This is a genomic window from Paracoccus haematequi, from assembly GCF_900631945.1.
GTDB classification, from domain to species: Bacteria; Pseudomonadota; Alphaproteobacteria; order Rhodobacterales; family Rhodobacteraceae; genus Paracoccus; species Paracoccus haematequi_A.
This window is the reverse complement of record NZ_UZWE01000024.1, coordinates 28,137-40,414: the sequence shown is the minus strand read 5'-3', so window position 1 is coordinate 40,414 and position 12,278 is coordinate 28,137. Positions and strand designations below refer to the sequence as shown.

Below are 12,278 nucleotides of genomic sequence, written 5' to 3'. Positions count from 1 at the left end.
GGGCCTTCATCTTCTCGGCCATCTCGCTGGAGACGCCCGGACGCTTGCCGCTATCAACCTCGGCCTTCTTGACCCAATCGTTCAAGGTCTGCGGCGCACAGCCGATCTTCGCCGAAATCGACATGACCGCCTGCCACCGCGATCCATGCTGACCCTCATTGTCCAGGACCAACCGCACCGCGCGGTCACGCACTTCCGGAGAAAACTTGTTCGTTGTCTTGCTCATGATGCTCCACCTTACTCAGGAGTTGGAGCCTCCGGCAAATCCGGCGCGGTTCATATCGCATAGACCGTCTCTATGAAGAGGACTACAAGGTCGTGGTGTCAAAGTCGCATCCGTTGTCTGAACTAAATGCGATCTCTCTTTCGACTCTTGCTAAAACTGACATGCTTGACCGCCTAAATTGCGAAATGCGGGATGTTTTGCATGGGACCTGCGCGGATCATGGTCACGAACTCTACGCGGCGTATCGGTCCAACCGCGTGGATTGGTTAGTTGAACTTGCTCGGCAAGGGTCAGGTGCGCTGATCTTGCCGGCCACTGCTATTCCTTCGGACATAGGCCTGGTGTCGAAGCCCATCGAGGGCCTTCAATTATCGAGAACTGTTCTGGCCCTCCGATATCGGCATCAAACGTCGAGACCAGAGACAAATGATCTGATCGGTGAGATGATGCGGACGCAAGAGTCGTGAGTTCGGCAATCGACAGTCGCCCATCGTGCAGCATTCGTCACTTTGGGCTCAGACTAAAGGTTTTCGACATAAGTCACGTAGAAACCACGGACCATCCGGTGCTCCTGCATCCGTTCTCCCAGCGAGAAACCGTTCATCTTGCGAGGCGTTGGCTGGAAAATATCCAATCCGCGATCCAGAACCATCTTCCAGCCAGTATCCGTCGTGATGTCGCATGCATGGAGAGTGCCGCTCCCATCGAAGGCCCAGACGGCCATCACGTTAACGCCATAAGATGATATGCATCATGAATATAGCGATGCCCGGCCGAAAGAACAACGAAAGCCTCCCGACCGGAGTGCGGCCGCAGCCTGGCGGTCGCGCCGGTCCTTCCTCCTCCTCCCCATGACCTGCAGCAGAGTTCCCGAATGAACAGCGAAATCCTCTTCCGCCCGCTTACCGTGAAAAGCCTGACCGTCGCGAACCGGATCGTGATGGCCCCGATGACGCGCGGCATGGCGCCCGCCGGCATACCCGGCGCCCCCCAGGCGGGCTATTACCGGCGCCGCGCCGAAGGGAACGTCGGCCTGATCCTGACCGAGGGCACGGTGATCGACCGCCCCGCCTCACGCAACCTGCCGGGCATCCCGTTCTTTCATGGTGAGCCCGCTCTGGCCGGCTGGGAAAGCGTCGCGCGTGAGGTCCATGCAGCCGGCGGCAAGATCGGGCCGCAGCTCTGGCATACCGGTTCGACCCGTGCCGGCGACTGGCAGCCCGAAGCGCCGGTCGAAAGCCCCTCGGGCCTCGTCGGTCCCGGCGATCCCCGCGGCAACGTGATGTCTGAAGAGGACATCGCCGATACGGTCGGGGCCTTTGCCGTTGCCGCGGCGGATGCGAAGCGGATCGGTTTTGACCTGGCGGAACTCCATGGCGCGCATGGCTATCTGATCGACCAGTTCTTCTGGGGGGGCAGCAATCAGCGCACCGATCAATGGGGGGGGGGCCGGCATCGCCGGACGCTCGCGCTTCGCAGCCGCGATCGTGCGGGCGGTGCGGGCAGCGGTCGGTCCGGACTTCCCTATCTCGCTCCGGGTCAGCCAGTGGAAACAGCAAGACTATGCCGCCCGCCTCGCGGCCACCCCTGATGAGATGAGGGCATGGCTCCTGCCGCTGGTCGAGGCCGGGGTCGACATCCTCCATTGCTCGCAGCGCCGTTTCCAGGTTGCGGAATTCCCCGAAATCGACGGCGAGAGCGGGCTGAATTTCGCCGGATGGGCGAAGAAGCTGACAGGCGCCACCACGATCAGCGTCGGCTCGGTCGGGCTGAATTCGGATTTCGGCACCGCTTTCCGTGGTGAGGGCGGCCAGACCAGCCCGCTGGACGCGCTTATCCGGCGGATGGAACGCGAGGAATTCGATCTGATCGCCGTCGGGCGCAGCCTGATCACCGATGCCGCCTGGCCGCAAAAGATCGGTTCGGGCCGGCTTGACGCATTGAAGGGCTTCGACGCGAAGGATATTGCCGAACTGGTCTGACCCCGGTTCAGCCTTCGGATCGCGCCGCCCGGGCGCGGCTCAGGATCGCCTCGGCGCGGCGGATGACCGGCGCGTCGATCATTCCGTCGCCGCCCGCGACGGCACCCTTCGCCCCGCCGGCCGCCAGGATCACCCCTTCGGCCCATCGGATCTCGGCCTCGGGGGGGCGCAGCTGCTCCCGGATCACCGGCAGCTGTGCCGGATGGATCGCCGCCACGGCATTTGCCCCGAGCGAGAGGCCGCGTCCGATCTGTGCGCCATAACGCTCAAGATCGCGGAAATTCGCGATCGAGCCGGGAAAGCCGATCGCCCGGAGCCCGCGCGCGGCGCAGGCGGCGGCGATCAGGGTCACCGGCAGATCCAGGCCCCCCTGGTCGGGGCTGACACCCAGGCCGGCGCAATAATCCTCGGAGCCGAGCATCAGCCCGGCGATCCGGGGATGAGCCGCAATCGCCGGCAATGCCGGCAATGCGCTTGGATGTTCGATCAGCGCCAGAAGCTCGGTCCCCTCAGCCGCCAGTTCGGCGGCGTTTTCGACCTGACGCAGGCTGTCGCATTTGGGCAGCAGCAGCGCATCGGGCGGCGCATCGGCGCAGGCATCCAGATCCGCGACCAGATCGCGCAACCCGGAATTGACCCGCAGGATGCAGGCCAGGCCCGCGCCGGCAACCATTGCCCGCGCAGCGCCGAGCGCCCGTCTCGCGGCGGGCTTTTCCCCGGGCGCGACGGCATCCTCAAGATCGAGGATCACGGCATCGGGCCGATGGCGCAGCGCGCTGGCCAGCAGCCGCTCATTGCCGACCGGCACAAACAGAAGCGCCTGCAGCGCGGCGACCCGGCTCATCCGCGCCTCGCAAGGCCGCTGGCCTCGACCGGATCGGGGCCGAATTCGGCCGCCACCGCCCGGCTGTGCTGGCCAAGCCCGGGCACCGCGCCGCCCGGCAGTTCCTGCCCGTGATGGCGCACGCCGCGCCCCATCATCTCGACCGAGCCGGTGGCGGTTTCGGTGCTCAGATGTCTTGCCTGCGGATGGGCGATCAGGTCATCAAGGCTTGAAAGCCGCCCGCAGGCGATCCCCGCCGCCGTCAGCCGCGCGATCGCGGTCTCCCGGTCGAGCGCCGCCAGAACCGGCGCGATCACCGCATCGGCCGCCTCGCGATTTGCGACCCTGGCGACATTGGTCGCGAATTCCGGCGCCTCGGCAAGCTCGGGCCGGTCCAGCAGCTTCTGGCACATATTGCGCCATTCCCGATCGCTTTGCACCGAAAGCAGCACCGCCCCGCCATCGGCGCAGTCATAAGCGCCATAGGGCGCGATCGAGGGATGGCGCAGGCCCATCCGCTCGGGTCCCTTGCCGCTGTAGCGCGCCTGCAGATAGGGCACATTCAGCCAGTCGGCCATGGTATGGAACAGCGAGACCTCGATGGCGCGGCCCTTGCCGCTCTGCTGCCGCCCGATCAGCGCCTGAAGAATCGCCGAAAACGCATTCTCGCCGGCCGCAATGTCACAGACCGAAATGCCGACCCGTGCCGATCCCTCGGGGGTACCATTGACCGACAGAAGCCCGCTCTCGCCCTGGATGAGCATGTCATAGGCCTTCTGGTCGCGGTAAGGCCCGTCCTCGCCATAGCCGGAGACCGAAACATGGATCAGCCGCGGATTGAGCGCCAGCAGATCCGCCGCGCCAAGCCCGAGCCGGGCTGCCGCGCCGGGCGCAAGGTTTTGCACGAAAACATCGGCGCGGGCGATCATCCGCAGCATCTGTTCCAGGTCACCGGGGGCCTTGAGGTCGAGACAGATCGATTCCTTGCCGCGATTGGTCCAGACGAAATACGAGCTTTCACCATGGACAAACCGGTCATAGCCGCGCGCGAAATCGCCCTCGGGCCGTTCGACCTTGATCACACGTGCCCCCGCATCGACAAGGCGCGCGGTCGCATGGGGCGCGGCCACCGCCTGCTCCAGCGAAATGACCAAAATTCCGGCAAGATCCTGCATGAGACGCTCTCCCCTCTCTCAGCGGCAGGGTAACGCCCGGATAAATGACTGAGAAATAGCCCTTTCCTTGACGGGCCAGAGCCCGCGCGCCTAACGTGCGCCCGCGGGCATCGGGGGGAAAGCCATGGATATAAGGCATCTGCGCTATTTCATCGCTATTTCCGAGGAGCGTTCGCTTTCGGCCGCCTCGCTGCGCCTTGGCGTGGCGCAGCCCTCGCTCTCGCAGCATGTGATCCGGCTGGAGGAAGAGCTTGGCGTGCCGCTTGTGGTGCGCAGCTCGCGCGGGATCACCCTCACCGATGACGGCCAGCGCCTTGTCGGCCATGCGCGGGCAATCTGCGACCGGATGGATCTTTGCCTGCATGAAATGCGCGAATCGGCCGATATCGTCGCCGGGCCGGTGATCTTCGGCCTGCCGCCCTCGGTCTCTATGGTGATGTCGGTCCCCCTGGCCGAGACGGTGCGCATCGAGCTGCCCGATATCCGCCTGACCGCCACCGAGGCCATGAGCGGCTTCATCCGGGGCTGGCTGGCCGATGGCACGGTGGATCTGGGCTTCCTTTACAGCCGCGACCAGGCAGAACCCTTCCGCCATACCCATATCCTTGACGAGGACCTTTTCTTCTTCTCCTCTCCCGAGGACTGGCCGCTCGACACGCCGCCCGGCGAGCCGGTGCCGCTCTCGGCGCTGGCGGGCCTGGAGCTGATCATGCCCTCGCCCGGCCACGGGCTGCGCATCGCTTTGGAAAAGGCGGCAAAGGCCGGCGGGATCGCGCTGAATGTCGTGATGGAGATGGATGCGATGACCCAGATCAAGGAGCTGGCGGCGCGCGGCTCGGGTCATACGATCTTTGCCCCTGCCGCCGCGCATGATTTCGTCAGCCGCGGAGAGCTGGTGCAATCGCGGATCATCGATCCGGTCCTGTCGCGGCCGGTCTATCTGTGCAGCAGTTCCGCCCGGCCGCTCAGCCGCGCCGCGAAGGCGGTCGAAGAGGCCACCATCGCCGTCGCGGTCGATCTGGTGCGCCGCGGCATCTGGGAGGGGCGGCTGGTGCCCGCTTTCAGTGAAAAGACCGGGGCCTGACCCCGGTCCTGACGCAAAGCCGCGGCAAAGTGCCCGTGAAAAAGCCTGTGCTTCAGAGCGGCGGCAGCGCCTGTGCCTGCATCGTCACCACCCCGTCCGCACGCCGGATGCGCAGTTCCAGTCCGTCCTGCCCGTCGATCTTTGCCGGACGCTGTTCCATCAGCGCCGGCACGCCCGCGATCAGCGGCGAGAGGCCCCGATAGTCAAAACGGGCCGGCAGCGCGCCAAAACTCCCGGTTGCCGCATTCATCATGAACAGGGCCTGCATCGGCCCGTGCACCACGAGCCCCTCATAGTGCTCGACCCCGGTCGCATAGGGCAGGTCGTAATGGATACGGTGGCTGTTGAAGGTCATCGCCGAATAGCGAAACAGCAGCACCGGACCGGTCTCCAGATCGCGTGATATCGCCCCGGGCCAGGCCTCACCCGCAACCGGCGCGGCGGCGCCGGGCGCCGTATCATCGCGATAGACGATGTCCTGGCGTTCGCTGACATGCAGCCTGTCGCCGACAAGGCAGTGATGGCTCAGCGTAACGAAAGCCAGCCGGCCCGAGCGCCCGTTCTTCTCAGAGACCGCGGTGATCTCGCTTTCCCGCCGCACCTGATCGCCGCTCGCAAAGGGCAGATGGAAGCGCAGCTGCCCGCCGGCCCACATCCGGCGCGGCAGGCCGGGATCGGGCAGATGGATGCCAAGGCGCGGATGACCGTCACGGCCCATCTGATCGGGCGTCGCCGCCTGTGGGCTCAGGGCCCAATGCAGGCCAGGCGGCGCCTCCATATCGGCGAGCCAGTCGCCGAAGGTGATCTTATGCTCATCGATCAGCCGCGGGGAAAGCGGCGCTTCGGCCAGGGTTTTGCGGCCGATCCAGTCCTGCAGGCTCATGCCGGCGCCCTGATCAGCGCCCCGAGGTCGCGGGCGCTCCGGAGCGAGGCCCCCTCGATCGCCTGCCAGAGCGCATCGGCGCGCTGCGCCCCGATCAGCGCAATGGCCTTGGCGCGCAGGCTCGCGGCAAGGCTGTCATCGGGAACCGGCGCGGCGAGATCCCAGGACAGCGCCAGCCGCTCGCCCGTTTTCAGCACAATCTCGCCCGCAGCCTGCATCTCTCCGACTCCGGGATCGCCGGTGACCTCGACCTGGCGCGCAAAGGCCGCAAGCGCCGGATCCCCTGCACAGGAGTCGGAGAAGCTCTGATCCGAACCGGTCGGAATGCCGCCAAGCACCATCCCGGCCAGCCAGACATAGCTGAATTTCACCTCCAGACCGGTGCGCGGCTCCCTGATGTCGCAAACATTGAGCCAGCGCGGGCTGGTGCGCAGCGCCACTTTCGCCACCTGATCGCGGGTCAGGGAGTGTTCCGCGATCTGCAGCCGCAATGCTTCGATCATCGCATGGGTGCCGTGGCAGCAGGCATGGAGCTTGTAGCGGATATCGGTGAACAGGAACTGCCCCGGAGCCGGCGCATGGGCACGGGCGGGGTCCGGCTGATCGGCATGGGTTGCGACGAAGCCAAGCGGCCCGTCGAAACCGTTATCGGCAGAGGTCAGCCCCGCCAGCGCAAGGCCCGCGCATTCCACCCCGTTCGCCGCCGAAAGCCCGGCATTCAGCGGCTTTCCCATCGTGCCGAACTGGTTCTTCAACCCCGAGGCCCGGCTGGAGCACAGGCCGATGGCGCGGATCATTGCCTCTCGTGACAGGCCGTAGAGCCGCCCCGCCGCAACCGTTGCGCCAAAGGCGCCGGCGGTCGCGGTCTGGTGGAAACCGCGGTCATAATGCGCGGCACCAAGATGCAGCCCGGCACGGATGGCGGCCTCGGCGCCCAGCAGGAAGGCGTCGATCACTGCATCGGCGCCCTGGCCGGTTTCCTCGCCGACCGCCAGCGCGGCCGGGCCGATGCCGACCGCAAGATGGCCGATATGGGCGAAATGGGTGTCATCATAATCCAGCGCATGCGAGGCGGTGCCATTGGCGAGCGCCGCCGCGCGCGGCGCCGCCAGGCCGCCGCCGATCAGGCTGGCCTGGCCCCGGCTGCCCTCGGCCGCAACATAGGAGCGCAGCGCCCTGGCAACCGGTTCCGCATCGGCCGCGATGCCGCAGACCATCTGGTCGAAGAGCGAGAAGCCGGCCAGCCGGCGCGCCGCGGCCGGCAGGGCGGGCGCCGGCATCGCTGCTAGATCGCAGATCAGATCAAGCGTCGTCCTCATGCCGCGGTCCCGTAGGATTTCGGCAGCCCGAGCACCTGTTCCGCGATGAAGCAGAGGATCAGGTTGGTCGAGATCGGCGCCACCTGGTAGAGCCGTGCCTCGCGGAACTTGCGCTCGACATCGAATTCCTCGGCAAAGCCGAAACCGCCATGGGTCTGCAGGCAGGCCTCACCCGCGGCCCAGCTGGCATCGGCCGCAAGCATCTTGGCGACATTGGCCTCGACGCCGGGATTGAGCCCCGCGCCATACATTTCGGCAGCGCGATAGACGATGCCCTCGGCGGCCAGCATCTGCGCATAGGCGCGTGCCAGCGGAAACTGCACGCCCTGGTTCTTGCCGATCGGGGCGCCAAAGACCTGGCGCTCCTTTGCATAGGCACTGCCCTTTTCAAGGAACCATTTCGCATCGCCGATACATTCGGCTGCAATCAGGATGCGCTCGGAATTCATCCCCGACAGGATGTAGCGGAAGCCCTTGCCCTCTTCCCCGATCAGGGCCGAGGCCGGGATGCGCGCCTCGTCGAAGAACAGCTCGGTCGTGGCATGGTTCATCATGGTCCGGATCGGCCGGATGGTCAGCCCGTTGCCGATCAGCCTGCGCATATCGATCAGGAAGACCGAAAGCCCGTCGGTCCGCGACTTCGCCTCTTCGCGCGGCGTCGTCCGCGCCAGCAGCACCATGAGATCGGAATGTTCAGCGCGCGAGATCCAGATCTTCTGCCCGGTGACGACATATTCATCGCCCTCGCGCCGCGCGAAGGTCTTGAGCGAGAGCGTGTCGGTGCCGCTTGTGGGCTCGGTCACGCCAAAGGCCTGGAGCCGCAGGCTGCCATTGGCAATCCCCGGCAGATAGGCGGCCTTTTGCTCGGCATTGCCATGGCGCAGCACGGTGCCCATCGTATACATCTGTGCATGGCAGGCGGCGGCATTGCAGCCATTGCGGTGGATCTCTTCGAGGATCACCGCAGCGGCCGCCAGGCTGAGCCCGGAACCGCCATATTCCTCGGGGATCATCGCCGCGAGCCAGCCCTCGCGGATCAGCGCGTCGACGAATTCGGCCGGATAGGCGCGGCGCTGGTCAAGATCGCGCCAGTAGCAGCCGGGAAATTCGGCGCAGACCTTCGCCACTCCGGCGCGGATCTCGTCATATTGCTTGGTCGGGTGAAAATCACCTGCTGTGGTCATGGCTGTCTCCGTCTTCTGCGCGACCCTCTCAGAAGCCGGGGCCGGTGTGAAATATCGTCCTGCGATCCGGGCTATGCCTTCAGGCTATAACCGGCGGCCGCGCCGGGCTCAGAGAAAGCCCTGGCCGTTGCGGCGGATATCGCGGGCCCGGGCCTCGATCAGCCCGGTAAGGCTGTCGGGACAATCCGGACCGCTGCGGTCGCGGATCAGGGTGATGACCCGCTGCATCCCCTCATCGCGGATGAAACAAATCCCGAGGCTGCCCTCTTCGGCCTCGGTGCTCACCGAATTGCAGGGCAGCACCGTCGCATAGCCGCCGCGCCGGTCCGAGAGCATTGTCTTGACCGAATTCAGGCTGTCGATCTCCAGCGCCGGGCTGAGGCGGATGCCGTTCCTTTCGGCGGCGCGGTCGATCAGCCTGCGCAGCTGATGAATGCGCGAGGGCAGGATCAGCCGCAGCCCGGTCAGATCCGCCAGCGACAATTCCGCTTCGGGAACCGGCGGCGGCGCCGCCATCACAAGGCGCTCGGTCAGCAGCGGCGTCACCGCAAGCCCGGTGGTCTCGGAGGGCATATAGCTGAGCGAAAGATCGATGCTGCCCGCCGAAAGCAGGCTGCGCAGATCGCCGGAATAGGCCTGGATGACGGAAAGCTCGATCGCCGGGCTCTGCTTGCGCACCGCGTCATGAAGCGCGGGAAAGAACAGCGGCGCGATGGTCGGGCAGACGCCGAGCGTCACCCTGACCGGCGGGCCGAGCAGTTCCTCGCGCACCCTGCGGATCACCTCCTCCAGCTCTCCCATATGCTGGCGCACATGGCGCAGCAGATAAGCGCCGATCTCGGTCGGCACCGCATTGCGGCCGTTGCGGATGAACAGAGCCGCGCCGATATCATTTTCCAGCAGCTTGATCTGCCGCGTCAGAGCCGGCTGCGCGATCCCGATCGCCACCGCCGCACGCGAAAAGCCGCCATGCTCGCAGACATCGAGGAAATAGCGCAGGCGCCGCATATCAACGCCGACCGGGCTCATCGCGATCATGATGCCTGCCCTGTCATGACAAGCGCCCCGTGACCCGCGCCACACCCGCGGCGATCCAGTCCGGCGCGCGGGCGCCCCGCATCGCAAGGCCGGGATCCGTCAGAGAGATGCGGCGCAGATGCGCGTCGCTGGTCACACCCAGCCCGGAGCGCCCGGCAAGCCACCAGACCAGCATGACGCCGATCAGCCAGAAGAGAAGCTGCCAGATCATCAGCGAGGGCAGGCCCGGCAGGATCTCGGCCCCGGCGAAAACCGGTTGCGTAAAGAACCAGTTTCCGAGAATCGCCCCCGGGCCGACGGCCAGAAAGGCCCAGATCAGCGTCAGCGACCAGAGCGCGGTGGCGCCTGTCCGCCCGATGGCCGGGCCGCGGCGGTTTTCGGCGAAGGCCCGGTGCAGGCGTTCGCGATGCGCGCGCTCCTCGCCGCCTTTCGAGAAGATCGAGGCCAGCAGCACGACGGCAAGATTGAAAGCCAGGCCCCAGGCGGCGGAATGGATGGTCAGCGGCCAGCGACCCCAGGGCAGGTCAAGGAACAGCGCCTCGAACAGGATCAGCCCGGGCGGCTCGGTGAAAAAGACCAGGAGCGCGCCGAAGACCAGGCCCGCCAGCACCGCGCCGCGGCTGATCCATGGCACGAAGCAAAGGCCGAGCAAGGCAGGCAGCAGTTGTAGCGAAAGGGGCAGCGCAAGGCTTGCAAACAGGGCCGAGAACAGCGGCGCAAAGCCCGCAAGCACCGCCAGCGCGAAAAAGGCAAAGCCAAGCCCGATCCGCGCGGCAAGGCGCTGTGCCTTCGCATCCAGCCCCGGCAGCACGAAACGGCAAACCAGTTCGCGCATCACAAGAAGCGTGCCCGATGTGGCAAAGAACCCCGCCGCCATCTGACCGGCCAGGATCAGAAGCAGGATCAGCGCAAGCCCCGCCAGTGGCTCGGCGGCCCTGAGGATTTCGGCATAGGGGCCCGGTCCGGCGGAAAGCCGGGCGGCAAGGAAAGGCGCCGCAAGCAGCAGGATGCCGGCGCTTAGGCCCGCGCCCAGCCAGACCAGCCCGAAGCCGCCCTCACGCCCGGGGCGGGCGCTCTGCGCCAGCCACAAAAGTCCGGGTGAGATGGCCAGCCCGACCAGCGAAAGCGATGCCGAAGCGATGCCGAGCGTGGTAAAGATCCCCTCTGGCAGGTGGTCCTTGCCGATGCCGGCGGAATATTGGAACACGCCCGGAATCCGGTCGGCGGCCATGCCTTCGGGAACCGCGATGCCCACCGAAAGAAAACCGCCCGGCAGCCGGATCAGTTCCGGAAATCCAACCGTGAAAAGGATCAGTGCCAGCAGCAGAGCCGACTGGACCGCCAGGACCAGCACGCTTGCGCGCCAGCCGCCGATCACCGCCGGCAGAAAAAGCGCAAAGGCCAGCACCGCGATCGCCGCCGTGCGCGGCAGGGCGCCGCCGGTGGCCGTTTCCAGCAGACCGCCTGCGCCGGACAGAAGATGCGCCGCGAAAGGCAGGGCAAAGATCACCACCAGGCTCAGCACCACCACCCTGAGCGCGACCGAGCCGTAATAGAGGCCAAGCGCCTCGCCCGGTGATCCCAGCCCGGCAATCCGGGCCGCAAGCCAGAGCCGCCCGCGAAACAGAAGCCCGCCCATCGCGGCCAGTACGAGGCCGATGCCGATATGGGATGCCTGAAGGCCATAGGTGCCAATCAGCGCCAGATGCGCCGGCAGGTCGATGCCCGCCAGCAGGATGCCAGCAGTCGCGAACATCACCGCCCAGCCAGGCAGATCGCCACCGGCATCGCTGAAGGATCCGGCATCCGCGCTCACCCTTGCGCTCAGGGCAGCGATATAGACGGCAAGGATCGCCAGACCGCTCAGCGCGGCCACCAGAAGCGCGGTCATCTGCGGCCCCCCCGATGCGGCAGCCGTGATCCGTCGCGCGGATTGTTGTCACGGATGATATCGAAGCGTTCAAAGGCGCCGCGCGGGCCGAAAGCCGTCACCATGGCAATGACCACCGCTGCGGCCAGCACAATCAGCCCGCCGGCAACCGGCAGGAAGAAACTGCCCGCGAAACCCGGCGAAAGCAGGCTGAACAAGGCCAGCGCCAGCACCGCCAATGCGAAAGCACCGGCCCCGACCGCGACCTCGCGGCCATTGAACCATGTGCCAAGAACGGCATTGACGATCACATGCAGCACGAAAGCGGCAAGGACCGCGCCGAAGCCCGCCGCAAGCCAGGCCGCGCCGAAACCGGCAAATCCGCGGTGGAACAGCGCCAGCGCCAGGAAGCCGAGCGGCAGCCAGACCGCCAGCACCAGGGCATGACGCTCCAGTCTCATCAGATGGCTGCGCGCCGGATCGGGCCGGGCGGCGGGATCAGGAAGATCCGATCTCTCGGTCGCGGGCTGCATTCTTCACCTCGGGCAGGGGTTCGGCGGGCTGGGTTTCGGCCATGGCGGCCGGAGTCCAGGCGGAAGCAACAGGGAGGAACGGGCCGTGAGGCGATCCCCGCGCCGGAACGGGAGCCTGTTTCCGGCACGGGAACCGCCACCCCCGGCACGCCGGGGGAAGC

At 66.4% G+C, this 12,278-nt stretch carries 13 protein-coding genes and 1 pseudogene; 4 read left to right on the top strand and 10 right to left on the bottom strand.

Going from position 1 to position 12,278, the window contains the following annotated elements; genetic code table 11:
- Position 1: 1 nt before the first annotated feature.
- Positions 2-226 (bottom strand): annotated as a pseudogene (locus tag PARHAE_RS05330) (transposase); the annotation flags it as partial.
- Positions 227-318: 92 nt separating this feature from the next.
- On the opposite strand from PARHAE_RS05330, the gene PARHAE_RS05325 reads away from it, so the two are divergent.
- Positions 319-693: a LysR family transcriptional regulator substrate-binding protein gene (locus PARHAE_RS05325; RefSeq protein ID WP_338142915.1), complete on the top strand. Its 375-nt coding sequence runs from the start codon at positions 319-321 to the stop codon at positions 691-693.
- A gap of 53 nt (positions 694-746) precedes the next feature.
- Here the strand turns inward: PARHAE_RS05325 and PARHAE_RS05320 are convergent, their stop codons facing one another.
- Positions 747-950 (bottom strand): MIT C-terminal domain-containing protein, encoded by a 204-nt coding sequence (locus tag PARHAE_RS05320; RefSeq protein ID WP_241232682.1) that lies wholly within the window; start codon positions 948-950, stop codon positions 747-749.
- Between the two features lie 150 nt (positions 951-1,100).
- On the opposite strand from PARHAE_RS05320, the gene PARHAE_RS21530 reads away from it, so the two are divergent.
- Positions 1,101-1,817, top strand: a complete 717-nt coding sequence (locus PARHAE_RS21530) for an oxidoreductase (RefSeq protein ID WP_241232681.1) — start codon at positions 1,101-1,103, stop codon at positions 1,815-1,817.
- The gene (locus PARHAE_RS21525) at positions 1,714-2,208 is read left to right on the top strand and encodes a beta/alpha barrel domain-containing protein (protein WP_338142914.1); all 495 of its coding nucleotides are present in this window, start codon (positions 1,714-1,716) and stop codon (positions 2,206-2,208) included. The genes PARHAE_RS21530 and PARHAE_RS21525 overlap by 104 nt, the downstream gene beginning before the upstream one ends.
- A gap of 7 nt (positions 2,209-2,215) precedes the next feature.
- Here the strand turns inward: PARHAE_RS21525 and PARHAE_RS05310 are convergent, their stop codons facing one another.
- Both PARHAE_RS05310 and PARHAE_RS05305 read right to left on the bottom strand, forming a co-directional pair.
- The gene (locus PARHAE_RS05310) at positions 2,216-3,052 is read right to left on the bottom strand and encodes an HpcH/HpaI aldolase/citrate lyase family protein (protein ID WP_126153572.1); all 837 of its coding nucleotides are present in this window, start codon (positions 3,050-3,052) and stop codon (positions 2,216-2,218) included.
- Positions 3,049-4,206 (bottom strand): CaiB/BaiF CoA transferase family protein, encoded by a 1,158-nt coding sequence (locus PARHAE_RS05305; protein WP_126153571.1) that lies wholly within the window; start codon positions 4,204-4,206, stop codon positions 3,049-3,051. Before PARHAE_RS05305 ends, PARHAE_RS05310 begins: the two co-directional genes overlap by 4 nt.
- Before the next feature lie 124 nt (positions 4,207-4,330).
- Between PARHAE_RS05305 and PARHAE_RS05300 the strand changes: the two genes are divergently transcribed.
- The gene (locus PARHAE_RS05300; protein WP_126153570.1) at positions 4,331-5,290 is read left to right on the top strand and encodes a LysR family transcriptional regulator; all 960 of its coding nucleotides are present in this window, start codon (positions 4,331-4,333) and stop codon (positions 5,288-5,290) included.
- A gap of 52 nt (positions 5,291-5,342) precedes the next feature.
- On the opposite strand, the gene PARHAE_RS05295 is transcribed toward PARHAE_RS05300, so the two are convergent.
- The 6 genes from PARHAE_RS05295 to PARHAE_RS05270 form a co-directional block, all read right to left on the bottom strand.
- The gene (locus PARHAE_RS05295) at positions 5,343-6,173 is read right to left on the bottom strand and encodes an HTD2 family dehydratase (protein ID WP_126153569.1); all 831 of its coding nucleotides are present in this window, start codon (positions 6,171-6,173) and stop codon (positions 5,343-5,345) included.
- Positions 6,170-7,492 carry an MmgE/PrpD family protein gene (locus PARHAE_RS05290; protein WP_126153568.1) on the bottom strand — a complete coding sequence of 441 codons (1,323 nt, stop codon included), beginning with the start codon at positions 7,490-7,492 and terminating at the stop codon, positions 6,170-6,172. Before PARHAE_RS05290 ends, PARHAE_RS05295 begins: the two co-directional genes overlap by 4 nt.
- On the bottom strand, positions 7,489-8,676 hold the full coding sequence (locus PARHAE_RS05285; RefSeq protein WP_126153567.1) for an acyl-CoA dehydrogenase family protein: 1,188 nt from the start codon (positions 8,674-8,676) through the stop codon (positions 7,489-7,491). The genes PARHAE_RS05290 and PARHAE_RS05285 overlap by 4 nt, the downstream gene beginning before the upstream one ends.
- Positions 8,677-8,784: 108 nt before the next feature.
- A complete protein-coding gene (locus tag PARHAE_RS05280) occupies positions 8,785-9,714 on the bottom strand; it encodes a LysR family transcriptional regulator (protein WP_126153566.1) in 930 nt (309 codons plus the stop codon).
- A gap of 13 nt (positions 9,715-9,727) precedes the next feature.
- Entirely contained in the window at positions 9,728-11,605 is a 1,878-nt protein-coding gene (locus tag PARHAE_RS05275) for a hypothetical protein (RefSeq protein ID WP_126153565.1), read from the bottom strand.
- A complete protein-coding gene (locus tag PARHAE_RS05270; RefSeq protein ID WP_126153564.1) occupies positions 11,602-12,117 on the bottom strand; it encodes a hypothetical protein in 516 nt (171 codons plus the stop codon). Before PARHAE_RS05270 ends, PARHAE_RS05275 begins: the two co-directional genes overlap by 4 nt.
- Between the last annotated feature and the right edge of the window lie 161 nt (positions 12,118-12,278).

Excerpts from the sequence above, each read along its gene's own strand:
- PARHAE_RS05320 (WP_241232682.1), bottom strand. The coding sequence starts at position 950 with ATGGCCGTCTGGGCCTTCGATGGGAGCGGCACTCTCCATGCATGCGAC.
- PARHAE_RS21530 (WP_241232681.1), top strand. The coding sequence starts at position 1,101 with ATGAACAGCGAAATCCTCTTCCGCCCGCTTACCGTGAAAAGCCTGACC.
- PARHAE_RS05310 (WP_126153572.1), bottom strand. The coding sequence starts at position 3,052 with ATGAGCCGGGTCGCCGCGCTGCAGGCGCTTCTGTTTGTGCCGGTCGGC.
- PARHAE_RS05305 (WP_126153571.1), bottom strand. The coding sequence starts at position 4,206 with ATGCAGGATCTTGCCGGAATTTTGGTCATTTCGCTGGAGCAGGCGGTG.
- PARHAE_RS05300 (WP_126153570.1), top strand. The coding sequence starts at position 4,331 with ATGGATATAAGGCATCTGCGCTATTTCATCGCTATTTCCGAGGAGCGT.
- PARHAE_RS05295 (WP_126153569.1), bottom strand. The coding sequence starts at position 6,173 with ATGAGCCTGCAGGACTGGATCGGCCGCAAAACCCTGGCCGAAGCGCCG.
- PARHAE_RS05290 (WP_126153568.1), bottom strand. The coding sequence starts at position 7,492 with ATGAGGACGACGCTTGATCTGATCTGCGATCTAGCAGCGATGCCGGCG.
- PARHAE_RS05285 (WP_126153567.1), bottom strand. The coding sequence starts at position 8,676 with ATGACCACAGCAGGTGATTTTCACCCGACCAAGCAATATGACGAGATC.
- PARHAE_RS05280 (WP_126153566.1), bottom strand. The coding sequence starts at position 9,714 with ATGATCGCGATGAGCCCGGTCGGCGTTGATATGCGGCGCCTGCGCTAT.
- PARHAE_RS05275 (WP_126153565.1), bottom strand. The coding sequence starts at position 11,605 with ATGACCGCGCTTCTGGTGGCCGCGCTGAGCGGTCTGGCGATCCTTGCC.
- PARHAE_RS05270 (WP_126153564.1), bottom strand. The coding sequence starts at position 12,117 with ATGCAGCCCGCGACCGAGAGATCGGATCTTCCTGATCCCGCCGCCCGG.